This window comes from Streptococcus sp. 53, assembly GCF_013276565.1.
GTDB lineage: Bacteria > Bacillota > Bacilli > Lactobacillales > Streptococcaceae > Streptococcus.
On record NZ_VMLG01000006.1, the window covers coordinates 26,256 to 42,890 of the forward strand.

At 41.2% G+C, this 16,635-nt stretch carries 13 protein-coding genes and 1 pseudogene; 12 read left to right on the forward strand and 2 right to left on the reverse strand.

Annotated elements, in window-relative coordinates; genetic code table 11:
- The first annotated feature begins 252 nt into the window (after positions 1 to 252).
- The 9 genes from HT722_RS02265 (at position 253) to HT722_RS02305 (ending at position 11,520) form a co-directional block, all read left to right on the forward strand.
- Positions 253 to 2,040, forward strand: a complete 1,788-nt coding sequence (locus tag HT722_RS02265; RefSeq protein WP_173277326.1) for a beta-galactosidase family protein — start codon at positions 253 to 255, stop codon at positions 2,038 to 2,040.
- Entirely contained in the window at positions 2,037 to 2,513 is a 477-nt protein-coding gene (locus tag HT722_RS02270; protein ID WP_000156971.1) for a PTS system mannose/fructose/N-acetylgalactosamine-transporter subunit IIB, read from the forward strand. Before HT722_RS02265 ends, HT722_RS02270 begins: the two co-directional genes overlap by 4 nt.
- Positions 2,514 to 2,539: 26 nt before the next feature.
- Positions 2,540 to 3,445 carry a PTS mannose/fructose/sorbose/N-acetylgalactosamine transporter subunit IIC gene (locus HT722_RS02275; protein WP_000617016.1) on the forward strand — a complete coding sequence of 302 codons (906 nt, stop codon included), beginning with the start codon at positions 2,540 to 2,542 and terminating at the stop codon, positions 3,443 to 3,445.
- On the forward strand, positions 3,432 to 4,256 hold the full coding sequence (locus tag HT722_RS02280) for a PTS system mannose/fructose/sorbose family transporter subunit IID (protein ID WP_033687920.1): 825 nt from the start codon (positions 3,432 to 3,434) through the stop codon (positions 4,254 to 4,256). Before HT722_RS02275 ends, HT722_RS02280 begins: the two co-directional genes overlap by 14 nt.
- 5 nt (positions 4,257 to 4,261) lie before the next feature.
- The gene (locus HT722_RS02285) at positions 4,262 to 4,666 is read left to right on the forward strand and encodes a PTS sugar transporter subunit IIA (protein ID WP_173277328.1); all 405 of its coding nucleotides are present in this window, start codon (positions 4,262 to 4,264) and stop codon (positions 4,664 to 4,666) included.
- Positions 4,667 to 4,886: 220 nt separating this feature from the next.
- A complete protein-coding gene (locus HT722_RS02290; RefSeq protein ID WP_173277330.1) occupies positions 4,887 to 6,053 on the forward strand; it encodes an SIS domain-containing protein in 1,167 nt (388 codons plus the stop codon).
- A 220-nt stretch (positions 6,054 to 6,273) separates the two neighbouring features.
- Positions 6,274 to 7,311, forward strand: a complete 1,038-nt coding sequence (locus HT722_RS02295; RefSeq protein ID WP_173277332.1) for an aldose epimerase family protein — start codon at positions 6,274 to 6,276, stop codon at positions 7,309 to 7,311.
- A 134-nt stretch (positions 7,312 to 7,445) separates the two neighbouring features.
- Positions 7,446 to 8,633 (forward strand): CAP domain-containing protein, encoded by a 1,188-nt coding sequence (locus HT722_RS02300; protein ID WP_173277334.1) that lies wholly within the window; start codon positions 7,446 to 7,448, stop codon positions 8,631 to 8,633.
- Positions 8,634 to 9,255: 622 nt separating this feature from the next.
- Positions 9,256 to 11,520, forward strand: coding sequence for a cell surface protein (locus HT722_RS02305; protein ID WP_173277336.1), 2,265 nt, complete (start codon positions 9,256 to 9,258; stop codon positions 11,518 to 11,520).
- Positions 11,521 to 11,883: 363 nt separating this feature from the next.
- Here HT722_RS02305 and HT722_RS02310 read toward each other — a convergent pair whose 3' ends face one another.
- Together HT722_RS02310 and HT722_RS02315 are read right to left on the reverse strand one after the other, a co-directional pair.
- A complete protein-coding gene (locus tag HT722_RS02310) occupies positions 11,884 to 12,567 on the reverse strand; it encodes a DUF4956 domain-containing protein (protein ID WP_173277338.1) in 684 nt (227 codons plus the stop codon).
- Positions 12,560 to 12,883 (reverse strand): annotated as a pseudogene (locus HT722_RS02315) (VTC domain-containing protein); the annotation flags it as partial. The gene HT722_RS02310 and the pseudogene HT722_RS02315, both read right to left, overlap by 8 nt.
- 588 nt (positions 12,884 to 13,471) lie before the next feature.
- On the opposite strand from HT722_RS02315, the gene HT722_RS02320 reads away from it, so the two are divergent.
- From HT722_RS02320 to HT722_RS02330, 3 genes are read left to right on the forward strand one after another with little or no spacing between them, the layout of a single operon-like run.
- Positions 13,472 to 14,236, forward strand: a complete 765-nt coding sequence (locus HT722_RS02320) for a nucleoside phosphorylase (RefSeq protein WP_173277340.1) — start codon at positions 13,472 to 13,474, stop codon at positions 14,234 to 14,236.
- Positions 14,237 to 14,269: 33 nt separating this feature from the next.
- A complete protein-coding gene (locus HT722_RS02325; protein ID WP_057488076.1) occupies positions 14,270 to 15,649 on the forward strand; it encodes a potassium transporter TrkG in 1,380 nt (459 codons plus the stop codon).
- Positions 15,650 to 15,662: 13 nt separating this feature from the next.
- A complete protein-coding gene (locus HT722_RS02330) occupies positions 15,663 to 16,328 on the forward strand; it encodes a TrkA family potassium uptake protein (protein WP_050226157.1) in 666 nt (221 codons plus the stop codon).
- The last annotated feature ends 307 nt before the right edge of the window (positions 16,329 to 16,635 follow it).

Here is a 16,635-nt window from a genome sequence, read left to right on the forward strand (position 1 = left end):
AAAATTAAGCTACATAAGCATTGCTCATATTTTATAAATGTATTTTATGCAAAATTATTTTAGGTTCTCTATTCCGAATTGAAAGAGCGTTTGAAATGGGTCTAAAAATGTTTGAAACTAATTGAACGTGTGTATAATAGTAAAATCGCAGTAAATATTCCGACAATTTCTATTGACAATTCAAACAGATTGGTTTATAATTACTATAACAACAAATGAAAGCGCAAACTTTCACGGTCAGAAGGTAGTTTTATGACACGATTTGAGATACGAGATGATTTTTATCTCGATGGAAAATCATTTAAGATTTTATCTGGCGCCATTCATTATTTTAGGGTTCCTCCAGAAGATTGGTATCATTCGCTCTATAACTTGAAGGCTCTTGGTTTTAATACAGTAGAGACTTATGTGGCTTGGAATTTACACGAGTCTCGTGAGGGTGAGTTTCACTTTGAAGGAGCTCTGGATTTGGAGCGATTTCTCCAAACGGCACAAGATTTGGGTCTTTACGCTATCGTTCGTCCCTCTCCCTTCATCTGTGCGGAGTGGGAATTCGGTGGCTTACCAGCTTGGCTTTTAACCAAAGATATGAGGCTTCGTTCCTCAGACTCAGCCTATATTGAAGCTGTCGGTCGCTACTATGACCAGCTCTTGTCACGATTGGTTCCACATTTGTTGGACAATGGTGGCAATATCCTCATGATGCAGGTTGAAAATGAGTATGGTTCTTATGGAGAAGATAAGGCTTATCTGAGAGCAATTCGACAGTTGATGGAAGAGCGTGGCGTAACCTGTCCTCTCTTTACATCAGATGGTCCATGGAGAGCTACTCTGAAAGCTGGAACCTTAATCGAAGATGACCTCTTTGTAACAGGCAACTTTGGTTCTAAAGCTCCGTACAACTTTTCACAGATGCAGGAATTCTTTGATGAACATGGCAAGAAATGGCCGCTCATGTGTATGGAGTTCTGGGATGGCTGGTTCAATCGTTGGAAAGAACCGATTATCACACGGGATCCTAAGGAATTGGCAGATGCAGTTCGAGAGGTTTTGGAACAAGGCTCCATCAATCTTTACATGTTCCACGGTGGTACAAACTTTGGCTTCATGAATGGTTGCTCGGCTCGAGGAACTTTGGATCTGCCACAAGTTACATCTTATGATTACGATGCCCTTCTGGATGAAGAAGGAAATCCAACTGCTAAATATCTGGCAGTCAAGAAGATGATGGCGACACATTTCCCAGAGTATCCGCAGTTGGAACCACTCTATAAGGAAAGCATGAAAGTGGACGCTATTCCACTTGCTGAAAAAGTTTCCTTGTTTGAAATCTTAGATAGCTTGTCTAGTCCAGTAGAAAGTCTCTATCCTCAAAAGATGGAGGAGCTAGGACAAAGTTATGGCTATCTTCTCTATCGCACTGAGGCAAGTTGGGATGCAGAAGAAGAAAGACTTCGTATCATTGATGGTCGAGATAGGGCCCAGCTTTATGTCGATGGTCAGTGGATTGAAACCCAATATCAGACAGAGATTGGGGAAGATATTTTTTATCAAGGTAAAAAGAAAGCGCTGTCTAGATTGGATATCTTGATAGAAAATATGGGGCGTGTCAACTATGGTCACAAGTTCTTAGCTGATACGCAGCGTAAAGGAATCCGAACAGGTGTCTGCAAGGATTTACACTTCTTACTAAACTGGAAACACTATCCACTACCACTGGATAATCCTGAGAAAATTGATTTTTCAAAAGGATGGACAGAAGGACAACCAGCCTTTTACGCTTATGACTTTACAGTCGAGGAGCCGAAAGATACTTACCTAGACTTGTCTGAGTTTGGTAAGGGGGTTGCCTTTGTCAATGGGCAGCATCTAGGACGTTTTTGGAACGTTGGCCCAACACTCTCGCTTTATATTCCGCATAGCTATCTCAAGGAAGGTGCCAACCGCATCATTATCTTTGAAACAGAAGGTGAATATAAAGAAGAAATTTATTTAACTCGTAAACCTACACTAAAACATATAAAGGGGGAAAACTTATGACAATTGTAGGATGCCGTATCGATGGACGTTTGATCCACGGACAAGTAGCCAATCTATGGGCTGGAAAACTAAATGTTTCACGTATTATGGTTGTGGACGACGAAGTTGTCAACAACGACGTTGAAAAGAGTGGTTTGAAACTAGCGACACCACCAGGTGTGAAATTGAGTATTTTGCCAATTGAAAAAGCGGCAGCCAATATTCTTGCTGGTAAATACGATAGCCAACGTCTCTTTATCGTTGCTCGTAAACCAGACCGTTTCCTTGGTTTGGTAGAAGCAGGTGTACCACTTGAAACCCTTAATGTTGGGAATATGTCTCAAACACCAGAAACTCGCGCCATCACACGTTCTATCAACGTAGTGGACAAGGATGTGGAAGATTTCCACAAACTGGCAGAAAAAGGTGTTAAACTTACTGCTCAAATGGTTCCAAATGATCCAGTTTCAGACTTTTTGAGCTTATTAAAATAGGAAAAAATTTTTAGGAGGTCATTGTTATGATACAATGGTGGCAAATTTTACTTCTCACTTTGTACTCAGCTTATCAAATCTGTGATGAGTTGACGATCGTTTCATCTGCAGGTTCCCCTGTATTTGCTGGTTTCATTACTGGTTTAATCATGGGAGATGTGACTACTGGTCTGCTTATCGGTGGTAACTTGCAACTGTTCGTTCTTGGGGTTGGTACCTTCGGTGGTGCTTCTCGTATCGACGCAACTTCTGGTGCGGTTCTTGCGACAGCCTTCTCTGTTTCACAAGGAATTGATACAGCACTTGCAATTACAACAATCGCTGTGCCAGTAGCAGCTCTCTTGACATACTTCGACGTTCTTGGTCGTATGACAACTACTTTCTTCGCTCACCGTGTGGATGCTGCAATCGAACGCTTTGACTATAAAGGTATTGAACGCAACTACCTACTTGGTGCGATTCCTTGGGCTTTATCTCGTGCCCTTCCAGTCTTCTTTGCCCTTGCTTTTGGTGGTGAATTTGTACAACACGTAGTAGACTTCGTTACAAAATACCAATGGGTTGCAGATGGCTTGACACTCGCAGGACGTATGCTTCCAGGTCTTGGATTTGCAATCTTGCTTCGTTATCTTCCAGTTAAACGTAACCTTCACTACCTTGCTATGGGATTCGGTTTGACAGCTATGTTGACTGTTCTTTACTCATATGTAACAGGTCTTGGTGGCGCTGTTGCTGGTATCGTAGGCACTCTACCGAAAGATGTTGCTGAAAAAATTGGTTTCGTGAACAACTTCAAAGGATTGTCTATGATTGGTATTTCTATCGTAGGTATCTTCCTTGCAGTGCTTCACTTCAAAAATAGCCAAAAAGTAGCTGTAGCAGCACCTTCTACACCATCAGAAAGTGGGGAAATCGAAGATGACGAATTCTAATTACAAACTTACAAAAGAAGATTTTAATCAAATCAATAAACGTAGCTTGTTTACTTTCCAATTAGGTTGGAACTACGAACGTATGCAAGCTTCTGGTTACCTGTACATGATCTTGCCTCAATTGCGTAAAATGTATGGGGATGGAACTCCTGAATTGAAAGAAATGATGAAAGTTCATACTCAATTCTTCAATACTTCACCATTCTTCCATACCATTATCGCTGGTTTTGACCTTGCCATGGAAGAAAAAGATGGTGTAGGTTCAAAAGATGCCGTTAACGGTATCAAGACAGGTTTGATGGGACCATTTGCTCCTCTTGGAGATACAATCTTTGGTTCGCTTGTACCTGCTATCATGGGATCTATCGCAGCAACTATGGCTATCGCTGGCCAACCTTGGGGTATCTTCCTTTGGATTGCAGTTGCAGTAGTGTATGACATCTTCCGTTGGAAACAGTTAGAATTTGCCTACAAAGAAGGGGTTAACCTTATCAACAACATGCAAAGTACATTGACAGCTTTGATTGACGCTGCATCTGTACTTGGTGTCTTCATGATGGGTGCTCTTGTAGCCACAATGATCAACTTTGAAATTTCTTATAAATTGCCAATCGGTGAAAAGATGATTGATTTCCAAGACATCTTGAACCAAATCTTCCCACGTTTGCTTCCAGCAATCTTTACTGCCTTTATCTTCTGGTTGCTTGGTAAGAAAGGTATGACCTCTACTAAAGCTATCGGTATCATTATCGTTCTTGCAGTAGGTCTTTCTGCCCTTGGTCACTTTGCATTTGGAATGGGACCTAAATAAGTTTTATGGTAAAATCATTAATTTTGGTCAGCCATGGTCGCTTCTGTGAAGAACTTAAAGGTAGCACTGAAATGATCATGGGTCCACAAGAAAACATTCATACAGTAGCTCTTCTTCCAGAAGATGGCCCAGAAGAATTTACTGCAAAATTTGAAGCTGCTATTGAAGGATTGGATGATTTCCTAGTCTTTGCGGATCTTCTCGGTGGAACACCATGTAACGTGGTCAGTCGTTTGATTATGGAAGGTCGCGACATTGAACTCTACGCAGGGATGAATCTGCCAATGGTGATTGAATTTATCAATGCGAGCCTTACAGGTGCAGATGCGGACTATAAGAACCGTGCTGCAGAAAGCATTGTGAAAGTTAATGACCTGTTAGCGAGCTTCGATGATGACGAAGATGAATAATACTCTTCGAAAATCTCTTTAAACCAGGCTAGTATAGCCTTGCCGTAGGTATGTGTTACTGACTTCGTCAGTNNCCTGCGGCTAGTTTCCTAGTTTGCTCTTTGATTTTCATTGAGTATACGATGTGACAACGTGAAAATCGTTAGAGCATTTTATATAGAATATACATGGGAATGGGGCTTACTCCCATTCCCATATTTAATAGAAAAAGAGGAACTCAATGCTACATTATACAAAAGAAGATTTGCTCGAATTGGGTGCAGAAATCACTACACGTGAAATCTACCAACAACCAGATGTATGGAGAGAAGCTTTTGAATCTTATCAAGCAAAACGTGAAGAAATTGCAGCCTTCCTGCAAGGGATTGCTGATAAACATGACTATATCAAGGTAATCTTGACAGGTGCTGGGACTTCTGCTTATGTGGGAGATACCTTGGTACCTTACTTTAAGGAAGTCTATGACGAACGCAAATGGAATTTCAATGCTATTGCGACAACAGATATCGTTGCCAATCCAGAAACTTATTTGAAAAAAGATGTGGCGACTGTCCTTGTATCTTTTGCTCGTAGTGGGAACTCGCCTGAAAGTGTGGCGACTGTTGATTTGGCAAAAGCCTTGGTGGATGAGCTTTATCAAGTGACTATTACGTGTGCGGCAGATGGTAAATTGGCTCTTCAAGCTCATGGAGATGACCGCAATCTCTTGCTTTTGCAACCAGCTGCTTCTAATGATGCTGGCTTTGCCATGACCTCTAGCTTTACGTCTATGATGTTGACAGCTCTCTTGGTCTTTGATCCTACAGAATTTGCTGTTAAGTCTGAACGTTTTGAAGTTGTATCTAGTCTTGCCCGTAAAATTCTAGACAATGCAGAAGATGTCAAAGAACTTGTTGACCTAGACTTTAACCGTGTCATCTATCTAGGCGCTGGTCCTTTCTTTGGACTTGCTCATGAAGCTCAGCTCAAGATTTTGGAACTGACTGCTGGTCAAGTTGCGACTATGTATGAAAGCCCAGTTGGCTTCCGTCATGGTCCAAAATCTCTTATCAACGAAGATACAGTTGTTTTGGTCTTTTGTACAACAACAGACTACACTCGCAAGTACGACTTGGATTTGGTTCGTGAAGTTGCTGGTGATCAGATTGCTCGCCGTGTTGTGCTTTTGAGTGATCAAGCCTTTGGACTTGAAAATGTCAAAGAAGTGGCCCTTGGTTGTGGCGGTGTCTTGAATGATATTTACCGTGTCTTCCCTTACATCGTTTATGCCCAACTCTTTGCTCTATTGACTTCACTCAAGGTAGAAAATAAACCAGATACACCGTCTCCTACAGGTACCGTAAACCGTGTGGTACAAGGTGTGATCATCCACGAATATCAAAAGTAATACTCTTCGAAAATCAAATTCAAACCACGTCAGCTTCGCCTTGCCGTACTAAAGTACAGCCTGTGGCTAGCTTCCTAGTTTGCTCTTTGATTTTCATTGAGTATAAGACAGTATTTATAAATTCTTGACAAGAGGATTTGTAATTATCAGATAAACCATAGATTGTCAGTAGGCTTTCTATGGTTTGTTTGCTTGAGAGAAATAGTAAAAGGAGAAGAGAATGAAAGCATACACAGAGCGTGTATTTGGAAATGTTGAGGGCAAGGATGTCTTGGCCTATCGATTTGAGACGGACGGTAGTTACCAACTTGAGGTTATGACTTATGGCGCGACTATCTTGCGCTATGTCACACCTGACAAGGCTGGAAATTTTGCCAATGTTATCTTGGGTTTTGATGATTTTGATAGCTATGTAGGCAATAGTCCCAAGCATGGAGCTAGCGTAGGTCCTGTGGCGGGCCGTATTGCAGGTGCGACCTTTGAGCTTAATGGCAAGACCTATGACCTTGAAGTCAACAATGCTAGCAACTGTAACCATAGTGGTTCAACTGGTTGGGATTCCAGCTTGTTTGAATTGGTCGAGGTGAGCGACCATGGCTTGACTCTCTACACAGAGCGTACAGATGGGACAGGAGGGTTCCCTGGAAATCTCAAGATTTGGATCAGTTACCACTTAGAAGAAACTGGTGCCTATGAAATCAGCTACAAGGTGACGACCGATCAAGATACGCTGGTCAATCCAACCAACCACAGCTATTTCAACTTGTCTGGTGATTTCACGCAGACGATTGACCGCCATGTCTTCCAACTAAATACAGAGGGCATTTACCCAATCGCTCCTGACGGTGTTCCTGCAAAAACTCCAGATGCTAGTCGTGATGTGGTCAAGCACATCTACAATGGTGCCTTGTTGAAAGACATCTTTGCAGAAGAAGATGAGCAAATCCAACTGGTATCTGGTTTGGATCATCCATTTGCCCTTCCTGCAGGTCATGACAATGCTGGATTCCTTTATGACCAAAATTCAGGTCGCTTCCTGCTTTTCAAGACAGAGGCTCCCTGCTTTGTGGTCTACACAGCAAACTTTGTGGATGAGAGTGTACTTGTGGCTGGCAAACCAATGGTACAGCACAATGGGATTGCCCTTGAAGCGCAGGCTTTACCAGATGCCATTCACAGTAACCTCAAAGACCAAGTCATTCTCAAAGCTGGTCAAACCTTCACCAGTAAGACACGTTATGAACTTGTTGTGAAATAAAAGAATCATTGTGCCTACTTTTGGGATTTAGGAATAGGTAAGCAAAGACAAATAGTAGGAAAATATGATATAATTAAACGTTGAAAGGTATCTGTTAAGATAATATTCAAACTACAATAAGGAGTAAGAAAGAAATGAAGAAAATTGTATTTGCTAGCGCCTTGGCCTTGACCTTGGCAGGAGCAGTTTTGACAAATGATGTTTTTGCGAATGACAGACTGGTTGCAACACAATCTGCTGATGGCAATGTATTGACCTCAGAGGTGCTAAAACCTTCTAGTGGCAATGTTTTGGTTGGAATCAAAGGAGAATTTTTGCCTCCTCATCAACAATCTATTTTAGATGCTATCAATAAAATTCGTAAAGAAGCAGCGGATGAAGGTTTGGTAGATAAGTATGTTCCTGTCAAATGGTCAACTGACCTAGAAAAGGCAGCTTTTGTTAGAGCTACAGAAGCATCTGTGACTATGAAACATGAGCGTCTTTCTAATAAAGAAATCTGGAGCGCCTTTCCAACTGGTAACAGCATGATGGGAGAAAATTTGGCATGGAATCATGACGGTTTTCTAAAAGCTATTGAACAATGGCGTTCTGAAAAAGCAGATTATGTGAAGAAAAAAAATAGTGGTTCAGACAACGGGAAATCTGGTCACTATGAGTCGCTAATTAACCCTAAATTTACACACATGGGAATGGCAGCTTTTAAAAATCCTAACAATCAATACAAAGCTATTACAATTGCTCAAACTCTAGGTGATGATGCTTCTTCAGAGGAATTGGCTGGTGGATATGGTTCTGCTGTTCAGTACACAGAAGTGACTGCCTCAAACCTTTCAACAGTTAAAACTAAAGCTACGGTTGTAGAAAAACCACTGAAAGATTTTAGAGCGTCTACGTCTGATCAGTCTGGTTGGGTGGAATCTAATGGCAAATGGTATTTTTATGAGTCTGGTGATGTGCAGACAGGCTGGGTGAAAACAGATGGTAAATGGTACTATTTGAATGACTTAGGTATTATGCAGACTGGATTTGTAAAAGTTTCTGGTAGCTGGTATTATTTGAGCAATTCAGGTGCTATGTTTACAGGCTGGGGAACAGATGGTAGCAGATGGTTCTACTTTGATGGCTCAGGAGCTATGAAAACAGGCTGGTACAAGGAAAATGGTACCTGGTATTACCTTGATGAATCAGGTATCATGAAGACGGGTTGGTTTAAAGTTGGACCACACTGGTACTATGCCTACGGTTCTGGAGCTTTGGCTGTGAGCACAACAACACCAGATGGTTACCGTGTAAATGGTAATGGTGAATGGGTAAACTAGGCTGAAAATGTCAGGCCATAGGTAAAGTATTCATCTTACTTAGCAAAAAGAATGAATGATAAGAAAGAGGTTGATGGCGAACATTGGCCTCTTTTTTTGGAGTGTTTAGAGTCAGTTGCTATTCACTGAAAATAAGGACGAGTCATCGCTGGAGTATTCCTAATTCAAAAATCAAGTTTGAACATTTGCTTTTGGTATCTGTTTATTTCTGGAATGTGAGCTTTATACTCTTCGAAAATCTCTTCAAACCACGTCAGCTTCGCCTTGGTGTAGGTATATGTTACTGACTTTGCCAGTTCTATCTGCAACCTCAAAACAGTGTTTTGAGCAACCTACGATTCGCTTCCTAGTTTGCTTTTTGATTTTCATTGAGTCTCATCTGCAATAGAAAAGCAGTGTGAGAAGCAAATACACACCAGAATAAAAGAGAAACTCTAGGAAAGAAAATGTAAAGAAATATCAAAGTTTTCAAAACGATTTTCACAAAAACTTTGATAAAACAAATAAAATTCCGAACAAAAATGTAACAAAAATTTAATATAAAACACTTGACAAAGATTTGTGGGGGGGGTATACTTAATATAGTATAGTCTGAAAATGATTATCAGAAAAGAGGTAAATGATGAATAAGAAAAAAATGATTTTAACAAGTTTAGCCAGCGTCGCTATCTTAGGGGCTGGTTTTGTTGCGTCTCAGCCTACTGTTGTAAAAGCAGAAGACGCTCCACAAGCTGTTGAACAATCTTTATCAGAGAAGCAACAAGAATTCTTATCTAATTTTAATAAAGCTGCAGAAGCTATAGTTAAAGAATTAAAAGAATATTTAGACAATGCAAAAGGAGATTCAGAATTAGAAAACCAAATTCAAGGGTTTATTGATGAATTTAAAAAACGAACTGAAGCTCAGAAAGCTGACTATGAAGAACGCTTCAAAAAAGGTCTAACTGCAGAAGACGCTGAAAAAGAAGTAGAAGAAAAAGCTAAAGAAGAGGAAGTAGCAGAAGAACAAGAAGCTAAGGAAGAAGTAGCTGCTCAAAAAGAATTCTTATCTAATTTTGATAAAGCTGCAGAAGCTATAGTTAAAGAATTAAAAGAAGATTTAGACAATGCAAAAGGAGATTCAGAATTACAAAATCAAATTCAAGGGTTTATTGATGAATTTGAAAAACGAACTAAAGCTCAGAAAGCTGACTATGAAGAACGCTTCAAAAAAGGTCTAACTGCAGAAGACGCTGAAAAAGAAGTAGAAGAAAAAGCTAAAGAAGAGGAAGTAGCAGAGGAACAAGAAGCTAAGGAAGAAGCAGCTGCTCAAAAAGAATTCTTATCTAATTTTGATAAAGCTGCAGAAGCTACAGTTAAAGAATTAAAAGAATATTTAGACAATGCAAAAGGAGATTCAGAATTAGAAAATCAAATTCAAGGGTTTATTGATGAATTTGAAAAACGAACTAAAGCTCAGAAAGCTGACTATGAAGAACGCTTCAAAAAAGGTCTAACTGCAGAAGACGCTGAAAAAGAAGTAGAAGAAAAAGCTAAAGAAGAGGAAGTAGCAGAGGAACAAGAAGCTAAGGAAGAAGAAGCTGCTCAACAAGAATTTTTAGCTAATTTTGACAAGGCATTAAAGGATACGGTTGCAAAATTAGAAGAAGATGCAAAAAATAATCCTGAAATAGAAGAACAAATTCAAGATACGATTGCAAAATTAAAAGCAGAAGCAGATAAAACAAAAGCTAAAATCGTAGAAGGTTTCAAACAAGGCTTAACTGCAGAAGACGCTGAAAAAGCAATCGATGATGCAAATAAAAAGTCAGCAGAAGAAGAGAAAGCAGCTCAGGAAGAATTTTTAGCAAACTATGATGCAGCATTGAAAGCAGCAATCGCAGAATTAGAAAAAGCTGAAACTAATAGTCCAGAAGAAGCAAAAGCAAAAGCTGATACAATTGCAGCATTAAAAGCAGCATCAGATGAAACAAGAAAACAAATTGTAGAAGGCTTCAAAAAAGGCTTAACTGCAAAACAAGCTGAAAAATTTATCGATGAATTAAATAAGAAAGCTGCAGAAGAAGATAAAGCTAAAGAAAAACCAGCGGAAAAACCAGCGGAAAAACCGGCAGAGAAACCAGCAGAAAAACCAGCGGAAAAACCGGCAGAGAAACCAGCAGAAAAACCAGCAGAAAAACCGGCAGAGAAACCAGCGGAAAAACCAGCAGAAAAACCAGCTGAAGAGCCATCTCAACCAGCTCCAGAAACTCCAGCCCCAGCTCCAAAACCAGCTGGAGACACTCCAGCACAACCTTCTGTTCCTGCAAGACCATCTAATCCGACATATGTCCCTTCATACCCTTCATATGTTCCATCATACAGCTCATATTCTGTAGTAGAACCAGCTAAACCAGCCGCTCCAAAAACAGGTTGGAAACAAGAAAACGGTATGTGGTACTTCTACAATACTGATGGTTCAACGGCGACAGGATGGCTACAAGACAACGGTTCATGGTACTACCTAAACGCTAATGGTGCTATGGTAACAGGTTGGCTACAAAACAATGGCTCATGGTACTACCTCAACAGCAATGGCGCTATGGCGACAGGATGGCTCCAATACAATGATTCATGGTACTACCTAAACGCTAACGGCGCTATGGCAACAGGTTGGGCTAAAGTCAACGGCTCATGGTACTACCTAAACGCTAATGGTTCAATGGCAACAGGTTGGCTTAAAGATGGAGGTACTTGGTACTATCTTGAAGCATCAGGTGCTATGAAAGCAAGCCAATGGTTCAAAGTATCAGACAAATGGTACTATGTCAATGGCTCAGGTGCCCTTGCAGTCAACACAACTGTAGATGGCTATAGAGTCAATGCTAATGGTGAATGGGTAAACTAATATTCAATGAAAATCAAAGAGCAAACTAGGAAGCCAGCCGCAGGCTGCTCAAAACACCGTTTNNACTGACGAAGTCAGTCACATCTATACGGCAAGGTGAAGCTGACGTGGTTTGAAGAGATTTTCGAAGAGTATAAGCCTAATATAACTAGTTAATACTGACTTCCTGTAAGAACTCTTTAAAGTATTCCCTACAAATACCATATCCTTTCAGTAGATAATATACTCTTGTAGGAAGTTTAGATTAAAAAATAACTCTGTAATCTCTAGCCGGATTTATGGCGCTAGAGACTACGGAGTTTTTTTGATTGGTAAAGAATGGTGGTACTCAAGAGATTCTTAGTTTGCTATTTGATTTGAAAATTACAAATTCTTTCTCTTCTTGGCATTCTTAGTTAGGGAAACCTGGTAAGTATCTTGTTCTTTAGTGAGGTAATTGATGATTTGGAAATCGTTAGTTTGAGCCTTGAAATCCACTTCATAGACAGTGGTGACTTGTTCTCCATCACTGCTAGTATCAATCGAGATGAGGTCTAACTCAGTACAGAATTGTGATAGCCCAGATTGGATAGTTTGAAGTTGATTTTCTTGGTTGGCGATTGTGATGGTCAATAGCCTGCGGCGTTGGTGATTGCTCTTGCTTTGTTGCTTTTCTAAAAGAAGCCATACCGCTAAGATAAAGACAGTGAAGAGAATCGCTAGAGCTAGGTAGCCTGTCCCTGCTGCCAGCCCGATAATCATGGCAAGAAAGATAGCAATTAGTTCCCGTGAACCACTCGTTGCTGAACGGAAACGAATGAGGCTAAAGGTTCCTGCAACAGCGATAGAGGTTCCTAAGTTGCCATTTACCAGAAAGATGACCAAGGTCATCAAGCAGGGGAGTAGGGTCAAACTAACAGCAAATTCCCGTGTATAGAGGGTACGGTGTTTGTAAGCCCAGGTCAGCGCCAAACCTAAAATCAGGCTGACCAAGAGAGCTAGAAAGAGCTGGATAGGGTCTGCAGTAGCAGTTGTGTCGTTGAAAATGGAGTTGAAAAGATTAGACATAAGTAGTACCTACACTTTCTGTGCTTGGTCGTGGGCTATAGTCCAGCCCCTGAGACTTGTGGTAGGCGCAGCTGTATTTTGAAAATTTCTGCTCTACCAGTCCATATTGGTCGAGAATATCTTGTAGCCATTGGGGTTTTCTACCAGGTGCTTTAATTTCCATGATGACAATGTCCTCGTTTAGTAGAGGGAAACCGTCCTTTCCTGAAAATAAACTGACATTCTCATCACGATAGGTTAGATTTTGGTCAATGGTGACACGAATTTTATTGTAGGGAAATCCGCTAATTTCTTTCTTTTCCTTGAGAGAAAAACGGAGTGGAGATAAAAACTTCTTCTACATTTTTACCCGGTTCACATTCACCTACTCTATATCTTAGCAAGTCTGCTTCATTAAGCAATTGCAAAGCATCTTGTAATTGGGATGCTTTTTGATACAAGAAGTATTAGTGTAGGAGAGAGTTTTTGTGGATGACTAGATGATATCAATGATTTTTCTATTTATTTTCAGTCAAAGATGATACAATAGTAAGGTCGCAAACACTAGACTGCGCAGGCAGGAGGTGATCTTATGTGCGTTTTCATCGAACTTGTCTTGCTACCTATTCTTGCTGGTACACTAGCGAATGTCTTATCGGAGTGGCTTATCCGATTTGTAGCAAGCAAATGCGACAAGAAAAAGAAATAGCCTGAGCGCCTTGAGCAAGCGCAAAAAAACACCACTGGCGGCAACCGGTGGTGTTTTCTTATATGCTTATTTCATCGAACTTTTAAGCAAGTCCATTGTACCATTAAAAAGAGTCTCTGTCAAAAATATTGTTATTGTATTGTTTTTATTCTCAGCCTCCTCCTTGACATTCGGTCAGCTTTTGATACAATAGTACAAAATTAGAGGAGGTAGACTATGATTCAGAAGCATGCGATTCCCATTTTAGAGTTTGATGACAATCCTCAGGCGGTTATCATGCCCAATCACGAGGGGCTGGACTTGCACTTGCCCAAGAAGTGTGTCTATGCTTTTTTAGAAGAGGAGATTGACCGCTATGCGAGGGAAGTAGGGGCGGATTGTGTCGGCGAATTCGTTTCTGCTACCAAAACCTATCCAGTCTATGTCATCAACTACAAGGGTGAGGAAATTTGTCTGGCTCAGGCTCCTGTTGGTTCAGCTCCAGCAGCCCAGTTTATGGATTGGTTGATTGGATATGGTGTGGAGAAGATTATTTCCACAGGTACCTGTGGTGTGCTAGCCGATATAGAGGAAAATGCCTTTCTAGTCCCTGTTCGCGCTCTGCGAGATGAAGGAGCCAGTTACCACTATGTGGCACCTTCTCGTTATATGGAAATGCAGCCAGAGGCTATTGCTGCTATTGAGCAAGTTTTGGAAGCCAGAGAGATTCCTTATGAAGAAGTCATGACCTGGACGACAGACGGTTTTTACCGAGAAACGGCTGAAAAGGTGGCTTATCGTAAGGAAAAAGGCTGTGCTGTTGTAGAGATGGAGTGTGCTGCGCTTGCGGCAGTAGCCCAACTGCGTGGGGTTCTCTGGGGAGAATTGTTGTTCACAGCAGATTCCCTAGCTGACTTGGACCAGTACGATAGTCGTGACTGGGGCTCGGAAGCTTTTGATAAGGCGCTAGAACTCTGCCTTGAAATAGCCTTTCAGATCTAACCCCTCTCCTTCTTTTTATGGTACAATGGATGTATGTTATTTAAATTATCTAAGGAAAAAATAGAGCTAGGCTTATCTCGTTTATCGCCTGCCCGTCGTATTTTTTTGAGTTTCGCCTTGGTCATTTTACTAGGCTCTCTTCTTTTGAGCTTGCCTTTTGTGCAAGTGCCTAGCTCTCGAGCGACTTATTTTGATCATCTCTTTACAACTGTATCCATGGTCTGTGTGACAGGTCTTTTTACCCAGCCTGTCGCTGCCACCTACAATATTTGGGGTCAGCTCATTTGTATGTTCTTGATTCAGATTGGTGGTCTGGGGCTCATGACCTTTATTGGGGTTTTCTATATCCAGAGTAAGCAAAAGCTTAGTCTTCGTAGCCGTGCAACTATTCAAGATAGTTTTAGTTATGGAGAGACTCGATCTTTGAGAAAGTTTGTCTATTCTATTTTTCTCACGACTTTTTTGGTTGAGGGTTTGGGAGCTCTATTTCTCAGTTTTCGTTTTGTTCCTCAACTTGGCTGGGGACGCGGTCTCTTTAGTGCTATTTTTCTAGCTATATCCGCCTTCTGTAATGCAGGTTTTGATAATTTTGGAAGTACGAGCTTGATTGCTTTTCAGACTGATCCCTTGGTCAATCTGGTCATCGCAGGCTTGATTATCACAGGTGGTCTTGGATTTATGGTCTGGTTTGACCTTGCTACGCATATAGGGAAAAAGAAAAAAGGGCGCCTGCATTTTCACACCAAACTGGTTTTATTACTGACGGTGGGGCTCCTAGCTTTTGGGACGGTGAGCAGTCTCGTTCTTGAATGGAACAATGCAGGTACGATTGGCAATCTCCCTGTTGCAGATAAGGTCTTGGTCAGCTTTTTCCAAACTGTCAGCATGAGAACGGCTGGTTTTGGGACAATTGATTACAGCATGGCTCGTCCTGTTACCTTATTGATTTATATCTTGCAGATGTTTCTAGGTGGGGCTCCAGGAGGAACAGCTGGGGGACTCAAAATCACGACATTTTTTGTCCTCTTAGTCTTTGCACGAAGTGAGCTTTTGGGCTTGCCTCATGCCAATGTTGCGAGACGGACGATTGCGCCGCGAACGGTTCAAAAATCCTTTAGTGTCTTTATTATCTTTTTGATGACCTTCTTGCTGGGCTTGATTTTACTAGGGATGACAGCCAAGGGAAATCCTCCTTTTATCCACCTCATATTTGAAACCATTTCTGCTCTTGGGACAGTCGGAGTGACGGCAAATTTAACTCCAGATTTAGGGAAATTAGCTCTAAGTGTGATTATGGTTCTCATGTTTATCGGACGAATTGGTCCCTTGACCCTGCTGGTCAGTCTAGCAGATTACCATCCAGAAAAGAAAGATATGATTCACTATATGAAAGCAGATATTAGTATTGGTTAAGAAAGGAAAGAGCATGTCAGATCGTACGATTGGAATTTTAGGCTTGGGAATTTTTGGGAGCAGTGTACTAGCTGCCCTAGCCAAGCAGGATATGAATATTATCGCTATTGATGACCACGCAGAGCGCATCAATCAGTTTGAGCCAGTTTTGGCGCGTGGAGTGATTGGTGACATCACAGACGAAGAATTATTGAGATCAGCAGGAATTGATACCTGCGATACCGTTGTAGTCGCGACAGGTGAAAATCTGGAGTCGAGTGTGCTTGCGGTTATGCACTGTAAGAGTTTGGGGGTACCGACTGTTATTGCCAAGGTCAAAAGTCATACAGCTAAGAAAGTGCTAGAAAAGATTGGAGCTGACTCGGTGATTTCGCCAGAGTATGAAATGGGGCAGTCCCTAGCACAGACCATTCTTTTCCATAATAGTGTTGATGTCTTTCAGTTGGATAAAAATGTCTCTATTGTGGAGATGAAGATTCCTCAGTCTTGGGCAGGTCAAAGTTTGAGTGAATTAGACCTCCGTGGCAAATACAATCTGAATATTTTGGGTTTCCGAGAGCAGGAAAATTCCCCATTGGATGTTGAATTTGGACCAGATGACCTTTTGAAGGCAGATACCTATATTTTGGCAGTCATCAACAACCAGTATTTGGATACCCTAGCAGCATTGAATTCGTAAAAGAGGGAGCTTCCCTCTTTTTTGATGCCCAATATGGCAAAGAGAGACAGAAGCCTTGTATTCTAGTAAAAGTTCTTCAAAGGCTGGACTTTATGGTAGAATAGAAAGAAGTGACAAGAGAGAGTAATACTCAATGAAAATCAAAGAGCAAACTAGGAAACTAGCCACAGGCTGCTCAAAACACTGTTTTGAGGTTGTAGATAAGACTGACGAAGTCAGCTCAAAACACTGTTTTGAGGTTGCAGATAGAACTGACGAAGTCAGTAACCATACTTATGGCAAGGCGAAGCTGACGTGGTTTGAAGAG

Excerpts from the sequence above, each read along its gene's own strand:
- HT722_RS02265 (WP_173277326.1), top strand. The coding sequence starts at position 253 with ATGACACGATTTGAGATACGAGATGATTTTTATCTCGATGGAAAATCA.
- HT722_RS02270 (WP_000156971.1), top strand. The coding sequence starts at position 2,037 with ATGACAATTGTAGGATGCCGTATCGATGGACGTTTGATCCACGGACAA.
- HT722_RS02275 (WP_000617016.1), top strand. The coding sequence starts at position 2,540 with ATGATACAATGGTGGCAAATTTTACTTCTCACTTTGTACTCAGCTTAT.
- HT722_RS02280 (WP_033687920.1), top strand. The coding sequence starts at position 3,432 with ATGACGAATTCTAATTACAAACTTACAAAAGAAGATTTTAATCAAATC.
- HT722_RS02285 (WP_173277328.1), top strand. The coding sequence starts at position 4,262 with ATGGTAAAATCATTAATTTTGGTCAGCCATGGTCGCTTCTGTGAAGAA.
- HT722_RS02290 (WP_173277330.1), top strand. The coding sequence starts at position 4,887 with ATGCTACATTATACAAAAGAAGATTTGCTCGAATTGGGTGCAGAAATC.
- HT722_RS02295 (WP_173277332.1), top strand. The coding sequence starts at position 6,274 with ATGAAAGCATACACAGAGCGTGTATTTGGAAATGTTGAGGGCAAGGAT.
- HT722_RS02300 (WP_173277334.1), top strand. The coding sequence starts at position 7,446 with ATGAAGAAAATTGTATTTGCTAGCGCCTTGGCCTTGACCTTGGCAGGA.
- HT722_RS02305 (WP_173277336.1), top strand. The coding sequence starts at position 9,256 with ATGAATAAGAAAAAAATGATTTTAACAAGTTTAGCCAGCGTCGCTATC.
- HT722_RS02310 (WP_173277338.1), bottom strand. The coding sequence starts at position 12,567 with ATGTCTAATCTTTTCAACTCCATTTTCAACGACACAACTGCTACTGCA.
- HT722_RS02320 (WP_173277340.1), top strand. The coding sequence starts at position 13,472 with ATGATTCAGAAGCATGCGATTCCCATTTTAGAGTTTGATGACAATCCT.
- HT722_RS02325 (WP_057488076.1), top strand. The coding sequence starts at position 14,270 with ATGTTATTTAAATTATCTAAGGAAAAAATAGAGCTAGGCTTATCTCGT.
- HT722_RS02330 (WP_050226157.1), top strand. The coding sequence starts at position 15,663 with ATGTCAGATCGTACGATTGGAATTTTAGGCTTGGGAATTTTTGGGAGC.